Origin of the sequence: Segatella baroniae DSM 16972 = JCM 13447 (genome assembly GCF_000426585.1) — a bacterium.
GTDB lineage: Bacteria > Bacteroidota > Bacteroidia > Bacteroidales > Bacteroidaceae > Prevotella > Prevotella baroniae.
Map to the genome: position 1 here is coordinate 299491 of NZ_AUFQ01000003.1, position 7150 is coordinate 306640.

A 7150-nucleotide genomic window follows, 5' to 3' on the forward strand; every position below is an offset into this window, starting at 1 on the left:
CTTCAGTCTATAATTCTAACACCGCCTTTGTCTGCCGAGCTGACACTCTGCGCATAAGCCCGCAGGGCCTTGCTCACCACTCTGTTCCGCTTCAGGGGTTGCTGCGGTCGGGCGGCCAGTTCCTCGTCCGTCAGCTTCACCTGAAGCTGTCGGTTGGGAATGTCTATCACGATGATGTCGCCATCCTTGATCTTTCCAATGTTGCCTCCGGCGGCCGCCTCGGGCGAAATGTGGCCGATGCTCAGCCCCGACGTGCCACCCGAGAAGCGTCCGTCGGTGATGAGTGCGCACGCCTTGCCCAAGTGGCGGCTCTTGATGTAGCTGGTGGGATAGAGCATTTCCTGCATGCCGGGACCGCCCTTGGGGCCTTCGTGCGTGATGACCACGCAGTTGCCGGCCTTCACCCTGCCGCCCAAGATACCTTCGCAGGCGTCGTCCTGCGAGTCGAAGACCACAGCCGGGCCTTCGAAATGCCAGAGACTTTCGTCCACGCCGGCCGTCTTGACGACGCAACCGTTCTGTGCGATGTTGCCGAAAAGCACGGCCAGTCCGCCGTCGCGCGTATAGGCATGTGCCAAATCGCGGATGCAACCGCCCGCACGGTCGGTGTCGAGAGTGGGCCAACGGCTGTCCTGGCTGCCCATCCGGGTGGAGAACCGACCGCCCGGGGCCGAAGCGTAGATGCGACGGGCCTCGGCTTCCGGCTGTCCCACGGTGATGTCGTAAGCCTTCATCTGCTCGGCGAGCGTCTTGCCGTCGACGCGCTTCACGTCGCCATGAATCAGTCCGCCCTTGTCCAACTCGTTCAATATGCCGAGAATACCGCCCGCGCGGTTGCACTCCTGCACGCTGTATTTCTGCGTGTTGGGGGCCAACTTGCACAGGCACGGCACCTTGCGGCTCAGCATGTCGATGTCCTCCATGCTGAAATCGACGCCTCCCTCCTGGGCGACGGCCAGCAGATGCAGCACCGTATTGGTGCTGCCACCCATGGCGATGTCCAAGGTCATGGCGTTGAGAAACGCGTCACGCGTGGCGATGTTGCGGGGCAACACGCTTTCGTCGCCGTCTTGATAATAGGCATAGGCGTTCCTGACAATCTGCCGGGCCGCCGCCTTGAAGAGTTCGACGCGGTTCACATGGGTGGCCAAAACGGTGCCGTTGCCGGGCAGACTCAAGCCGATGGCTTCGGTCAGGGAGTTCATGGAGTTGGCCGTGAACATGCCCGAGCAGCTCCCACAGCCCGGACAAGCCGTTCGTTCCAGTTCGGCAACCTCTTCATCCGACACCGATTCGTCGGCACCCTTGACCATCGCCGTCACCAGGTCGGCATTCTCATTGCGCCAACGGCCCGCTTCCATGGGGCCGCCCGAGCAGAACACCGTCGGAATGTTGAGCCGCATGCCGGCCATCAGCATGCCCGGCGTCACCTTGTCACAGTTTGAAATGCAGATCATGGCGTCGGCCTTGTGGGCATTCACCATATATTCCACCGAGTCGGCGATGATGTCTCGGCTGGGCAGCGAATAGAGCATGCCGTCGTGTCCCATCGCTATGCCGTCGTCAATGGCTATCGTATTGAACTCCGCGGCGTAGCAACCCATCGCCTCTATCTCCTTTTTGACGATCTGTCCGATTTCATGCAGGTGCGTATGACCGGGCACAAACTGCGTGAAACTGTTCACGATCGCGATGATCGGCTTGCCGAATTGCTCCTGTTTCATACCTGCGGCAACCCAAAGCGCACGGGCGCCGGCCATCCGTCTGCCTTCCGTGCAGACCGCGCTTCTCAACCGATGCTTCATCATTACTATCTTTATCCTTTCTCTATATATATTCACAAAAATCCAACAAGGAACCTGATATTAAGCTGCAAAGGTATATTAATTCCGCTAAATTACAAGTATTTGCGAACAACAATTTGCAATTTATCACAAAATAAAGGCCTAATATCACAATCAGCAACACGCAACCACGAACGGCGGCGCACACTTTCTTCCACGGACAACGTGCCGTCTTCAAGAAGAAATTTCACTTTGCCTGGTATCTCCTGTAAGCAGCCCACTCGTCCTGCATGTCGCAGCTGTGCTCTCCGACGAAGAACTCCGCACGACACGTGTCTTTAAACGGACTCCAGTTGCCGCAGACCATTCCGTCGTGGGCTATGACGGGCTGGAAGATACCATTCTTGTTATAAGCCTTATGCTGATATTCGGGTGACAACACGACATCACGACTTTTATAGCCTATCAGATACTCGTCATAAGAGGGTATCAAAAGATACTTCCCCCTGCGGAAACCTCTCGTTCGACAGTCGCCTGTCAGATGGAACGCCCGTCCATTCCACGTCTCAAGGTGGAGGTCATCGCCCAACAAGGCCATGCCTCTGCGGCAATCTGTGACATTCAGCCCCGACCACCATACGAAATCCTCCAACGTCGCCGGTTGGTGACTCTGGAAATATTGACGGGTCAAACGCCTCAAAGCCTCATCCCGGTCGATTCGGACGGGTGTCCCCACCCGATTTGCCGTCAATGCGTAAGTAGCTTTACCGGGGAATAACGCTCCACTACAAATGATTCCCCCAAATTCGGCCATCCGAATGTGGTATGACAACCGATGGGCATCCATCCGAATGCCCTTTTCAGCCAGCGACTGTACGAAATCTTCTTTCGTCGCGCTGCCTTTATCCGCCGCGGTTCGGGTCAGAACATCCCTGACCCGGGTGGTTTCTTCTTCCGTAATAACGACTTTATTGCTGCTCATCCACCCTTGGGTCGCCGCAACGGCCTTAGGGGCACAAAGCGCGAGCCACGCCCAATAGTCGGAAGCGGCCACCAACTGCCACGTCCCACGCAGCAGGTGCAGGCGAATGATCTGCCCGCTGTCGAAAGCTTCCTTGAAGGCTTCCGCCGAAGGTCTGCGCGTCCGCATGGCTACTGCCCACTGCATCATGCGATATTCCTGCGCCTGCATGGCACCCATATGGCCAACCACGTCGGCGGGGCTGTCGAACTGGGGGCAAACGAGTTGTTGATTGAGAAGTCGAAGGGCTACCGGATTCATGCTTGAAAGATATTTGACAATTATTCCATTACGTTTTCATTCCGCCACAGGGCGGGGTTATCCTTTTGAAAATCAAGTTGTTTCATGGACAAAGGCCATGAAACGAAAGGGAAAGGACAAGTTTTGGGAATCTACTCGCGGCGCATACATTTTTCAATAGTGGTGCTTTGACAGCGTAAAAGCATGACTGTCAGCTCGTAAAAGGGCTGCTTTTGCGCGCCGAAAGCAGCCCTTCTATAAGCAGGAAACGGCCCTTTTGGCTGGTCAAAGGGCCGCTTTCCATCTTTCCATCCCACCCATCTTCAAGCCGTACACATGTCGACAAACAGGCGGTGGATGCGTTCGTCACCATCCAACTCGGGATGGAAGGCCGTCACCAACTGCTTTCCTTGGCGGGCGGCCACGATTCTTCCGTCCACTTCGGCCAACACCTCGACCTCGGAACCGGCTTCCGCAATGAACGGCGCACGGATGAAGGTCATCGGAACACGGCCCATGCCCTTGAAATCGGCCATCGTCCGGAAGCTGCCCAGCTGCCGGCCGTAGGCATTGCGCTTGGCCAGGATGTCCATGGTGGCCAGATGCACGCGGTCGAGCATGATGAGTCCGGCGCACGTTCCGAAGGTGGGCAGGCCCTGCCCGATGGCTTCGCTCACCGGTTGCGACAAGCCTTCGTCCGCCATGATGCGCATCATGGCCGTGCTTTCGCCACCGGGAATGATCAGACCGTCCTTGGGTTGCTGCCAATCCGCGGCATTCCGCACGAAGAAAGAGTCTACTCCCATCTTTGAGAGCATTTGCCCATGTTCGGCAAATGCCCCCTGAAGTGCCAATATCGCTATGCGCATCACTTGCCCCTCTCTGCCATGAGCAGTTGAATCTCGCTCTCGTTGATTCCGACCATGGCCTCGCCCAAGTCTTCACTAAGCTCCGCCAACATCTTCGGATTCTGATAGTTGGTCACCGCTTTGACGATGGCTTGCGCACGTTTCTCGGGATTTCCGCTCTTGAAAATGCCGCTGCCGACGAATACACCCTCTGCTCCAAGCTGCATCATGAGGGCCGCGTCGGCCGGCGTAGCCACGCCACCGGCCGCAAAGTTGACGACAGGCAGTTTGCCGTTGGCATGGACATACTCGACCAGTTCGAAGGGCACACGGAGTTGTTTGGCCGCTTCGTAAAGTTCCTCTTCGGCAAGTGAGGTGAGCCGACGTATCTCGCTCTGCATCATCCGCATGTGCCTGACTGCCTGGATGATGTCTCCCGTGCCCGGTTCGCCCTTGGTGCGAATCATCGTGGCACCCTCGTTGATGCGTCTCAAGGCCTCGCCCAGATCCTTGGCGCCACAGACAAAGGGCACCTGGAATTGGCGTTTGTCGATATGATAGACGTCATCGGCGGGCGAAAGCACTTCGCTTTCGTCGATATAGTCTATCTCGATGGCTTCCAGAATCTGTGCTTCCACGAAATGACCGATGCGGCATTTCGCCATGACGGGTATGCTTACGGCTTCCTGAATGCCCCGTATCATCTTGGGGTCGCTCATGCGGCTCACGCCACCGGCTGCGCGGATGTCGGCCGGTATCCGCTCCAATGCCATGACCGCGCAGGCTCCTGCCGCCTCGGCAATACGTGCCTGTTCAGGCGTTGTTACATCCATGATGACGCCGCCCTTGAGCATTTGGGCCAACTGGCGGTTCAATTGTGTTCTATCTTCCATATTCTTGAATTTTAATGATGGGGGTAAAGGTCTGCATAATCATCAAAATGGGAAAGGAAATGTTCCTTTCCTGCAAAAGGTTGTGCCGAAAATCACAAACGGACAGGCACGTCGGGCTGCGTCATGGCCATTCAAAGGAATGATTCATGTGGCCCGTTGAAAGCTACAATGTCGTCCGATATGCCGAAGGACTGCACCCTTCCTGGCTCTTGAAAAACCTTCCGAACAAGGCTTGCGACGAGAATCCCAGCTTGTCGGCAATCTCCTGGACGGTCAACCGCGAAGAGTTGAGCAGCACCTTGGCCTCGCTCATCACGTAATCGGCTATGACATGCTTGGGCGTCTTGCCCACGACCTTGTCCGTCACCTGCGACAGATAGCGCGACGTGATGCACAGCCTGTCCGCATAAAAACCAACGTCATGGGCCTCCTGATAGTGTTCCGCGATGAGCGACAGGAACCGATTGTAGAGGTCCGACGGGCGCAGACACTTGTCTTCGGGCGACACGGCATAGACAATCTGGCTATGGATGTACTCGTGGGCCTTGTCGATGGCCGTCTCCATGTCGTCGCCGAGCCCCAGGCGGGTCGCTATGGCCGTCGACAGCGCGCCGCCGACACCATGCCGCTGCCACCCTTCCGTATTGTAAGAGGTGAAGAACCGTCCCTTGTTCTCTCCATAAAGAAGCGCGGTCAGCTGGCCTTTCACGTGGCTTCCCCCACGCAGCAGCACCCATTGCGCCCCCATGTCATGCAGCCGTCGGGCTGCGTTCAGCATGTCCTCGTCCGACAATATCGATTCCTTCAGTATCACTTCGGCTTCCTTGCACTTGAGCATGAGCAGAGAGGCCTCGGGCACCAGGCCGGCCTGCAAGGCCGCCAACGCCTCGTCACCGACCAGCCGTCTGCCCCCGGAACTGATGATACCGGGGTCCAGCACGATATGCTTGCAGCCGATGATCTCATGGCGCAATGCCGAAATCATGTCGCCGCCGCCCAGCAAGCCCACCTTGACCACGGCCGGATGCGCTTCCTCGACAACGCTCCTGACTTGCTTCACGACAAGTGCGGTGGGCAGGTAAGCGACATCCTCCAATGCTTTGCGGCTCTGAACGGTAATCGCCGTAATCGCTGTCAACGGATAACCTCCCATGTCGGAAATGGTCTTCACGTCGGCCTGGACGCCAACGCTTCCGCTGCAGTCCGAACCCGTTATGCTTAAAATGGGAACCAGTTGTTTCATACACAGTATCAAGATGCGAATGGTGCTTATATATATATTAAGGAGAAACGCCGTCAAATCCAAGGATAGGCCTCTATCTCCCGTTTGTTCAGCCTGACGGCGTGCATCAGCGCCGTCTCACGGTAGCGCAGGTCGGCATTCTCCTTCGACACGCACGGTGGAGAAATAAAACAAGCGCGCGGCGATGGTGTTCTCGGCGCGCGACCAGAGAAAGGCCGAAGTCTTTTCGGTGAGATGACGGGTGTTCATGCTTGTCGTTTTCATTTTTTTTATAATGGATGCAAAGATACGTTTTTACTTGCTCTTTTCCAAGCTTTCATTAAGCGTTTTTAGGGGGAAATTAAGTCTTTTAGGGTGTAATGATACATCTAAAATGGCCTTTCTCTTGTAAATTTTGAAAATCACAACTCGCTTTTTCTTATTTTTGTATAGCTTTTTTGCAGTTTTCACACAAATGTTTCTTGTGGAATTGCTCGGAAAAGAACCATCCGACATGCGAAACCCGGCAGACAGGAATGTGACGTGAGACAACCGGAAAACAGAAATATTTTAAATTCAATTTTAAATATTCAGTAAAACGAAAATGAAAAGGCACATCAAACCGGAAACCCAAGCAGTGCTCATCACGCCCCCTGCGTCGGGAATGCAAAATGACGATGATTGGAAAACACCATGCGGTTTTTCCGATGATTCATATCAAAAAAACGACGGGCGGCGAAATCCCACGCCACGTCAGGAGTCCGAAGACAAACGGCGGCACGTGATTCCTCACGCCCCTACGGCTCACGCCGTTCGCGGAGACGGAATATCGTGGCTCGGAAGACGTCAAAACATAACATGTGTTAAATCCCGCAGCGAGGAAAACGTCAAAACAAAACATTTGTAAAATTCCAAGGCCGGGGAAACGTCAAAACAAAACATTTGTAAAATTCCGAGGCCGGGGAAACGCCAAAACAAACGGTGGGAGACTTTCCGAGGCCGGGGAAACGCCAAAACAAACGGTGGGAGACTTTCCGAGGCCGGGGAAACGCCAAAACAAACGGTGGGACGAAAAACAAGAAACAATTTTCAATCATTCAATCCAAAAAAAAGAATTCATTATGGCAAACGAAAGTAAAGTG

The 7150-nt window shown here is 55.1% G+C and carries 6 protein-coding genes; 1 reads left to right on the plus strand and 5 read right to left on the minus strand.

Features of this window, described 5'->3' with window-relative positions:
• Positions 1 to 2: 2 nt before the first annotated feature.
• The 5 genes from ilvD to K334_RS0104320 all read right to left on the minus strand — a co-directional run bounded on the left by ilvD (position 3) and on the right by K334_RS0104320 (position 6029).
• Positions 3 to 1805, minus strand: coding sequence for a dihydroxy-acid dehydratase (gene ilvD / locus K334_RS0104300; RefSeq protein ID WP_027444570.1), 1803 nt, complete (start codon positions 1803 to 1805; stop codon positions 3 to 5).
• Between the two features lie 226 nt (positions 1806 to 2031).
• A complete protein-coding gene (locus tag K334_RS0104305; RefSeq protein ID WP_021588472.1) occupies positions 2032 to 3066 on the minus strand; it encodes a winged helix DNA-binding domain-containing protein in 1035 nt (344 codons plus the stop codon).
• A 302-nt stretch (positions 3067 to 3368) separates the two neighbouring features.
• Complete coding sequence (gene pdxT / locus K334_RS0104310) at positions 3369 to 3914, minus strand: pyridoxal 5'-phosphate synthase glutaminase subunit PdxT (protein ID WP_025880401.1); 546 nt, start codon at positions 3912 to 3914, stop codon at positions 3369 to 3371.
• Positions 3914 to 4786 (minus strand): pyridoxal 5'-phosphate synthase lyase subunit PdxS, encoded by an 873-nt coding sequence (gene pdxS / locus K334_RS0104315; protein ID WP_025880400.1) that lies wholly within the window; start codon positions 4784 to 4786, stop codon positions 3914 to 3916. Before pdxS ends, pdxT begins: the two co-directional genes overlap by 1 nt.
• Positions 4787 to 4949: 163 nt before the next feature.
• Positions 4950 to 6029, minus strand: coding sequence for a bifunctional hydroxymethylpyrimidine kinase/phosphomethylpyrimidine kinase (locus tag K334_RS0104320; protein ID WP_154655547.1), 1080 nt, complete (start codon positions 6027 to 6029; stop codon positions 4950 to 4952).
• A gap of 839 nt (positions 6030 to 6868) precedes the next feature.
• Between K334_RS0104320 and K334_RS15150 the strand changes: the two genes are divergently transcribed.
• Positions 6869 to 7150, plus strand: a 282-nt coding sequence (locus K334_RS15150) for a hypothetical protein (protein WP_248623500.1), incomplete at its 3' end; no start/stop codon positions are given.